The organism is Microcystis sp. LEGE 08355, from assembly GCF_015207185.1.
Classification (GTDB): Bacteria; Cyanobacteriota; Cyanobacteriia; order Cyanobacteriales; family Microcystaceae; genus Microcystis; species Microcystis panniformis.
On sequence record NZ_JADEXI010000962.1, the window covers coordinates 1 to 1,013 of the forward strand.

A 1,013-nucleotide genomic window follows, 5' to 3' on the forward strand; every position below is an offset into this window, starting at 1 on the left:
GTGAAATAGAATACACTAAATGTATAAGGATATCAATTTTGCTATTTTTCAAGTTGCATACTAGGCAACAGAATCGCAATTATCCATCTCATTAGAAATTGGACGGTTTGCCCTGTGGTTTCATCACTTCCCAAGCCCAATGACTCTTTAACAACGGTTTCCCAGCGTTGTTCTGGTGCTTATGCCTTGATGGACAGTCTCAAACGTCATGGTGTTAAGCACATTTTCGGTTATCCCGGCGGTGCGATCCTGCCCATCTATGACGAACTCTACCGCTTTGAAGAACGGGGAGAATTACAACATATTTTAGTGCGCCACGAACAAGCGGCCGCCCATGCCGCCGATGCCTACGCTAGGGCCACCGGCAAAGTGGGAGTCTGTTTCGGTACTTCCGGCCCCGGGGCGACCAATTTGGTGACAGGCATCGCTAACGCACACATGGACTCCATCCCGATGGTAATTATCACCGGTCAGGTCAGCCGGGCGGCCATCGGTTCCGATGCTTTCCAAGAAACCGATATTTATGGCATTACTCTCCCGATTGTTAAACATTCCTATGTGGCTAGAAATGCCCGCGAAGTAGCGAGAATTGTCGCTGAAGCCTTCCATATCGCCAGTACAGGACGACCGGGGCCGGTTTTAGTCGATATTCCCAAAGATGTCGGTTTAGAACTATGCGATTATATCCCCGTCGAACCGGGAGATGTGAAACTAACCGGCTATCGTCCCACGGTTAAGGGCAATCGCCGTCAAATCGAGGCCGCTTTACACCTCTTGGAAACCGCCGAAAAACCTTTACTTTACGTTGGTGGAGGTGCGATCGCAGCTAATGCCCACGCCCAAATCGCCGAGTTTGCCGAACGTTTTCAGTTACCCGTCACCACCACGTTAATGGGGATCGGTGCTTTTGATGAACATCATACCCTCTCGGTGGGAATGTTAGGAATGCACGGCACTGCCTACGCTAATTTTGCCGTGACCGAGTGTGATTTATTAATTGCCGTCGGCGCTCG

General features: G+C 50.1%; 1 protein-coding gene. It reads left to right on the forward strand.

The genetic code is table 11. From position 1 onward, the window contains the following. Window positions 1–114 precede the first annotated feature (114 nt). Window positions 115–1,013, forward strand: an 899-nt coding sequence (locus IQ242_RS25610; protein WP_370583055.1) for a thiamine pyrophosphate-binding protein, incomplete at its 3' end; no start/stop codon positions are given.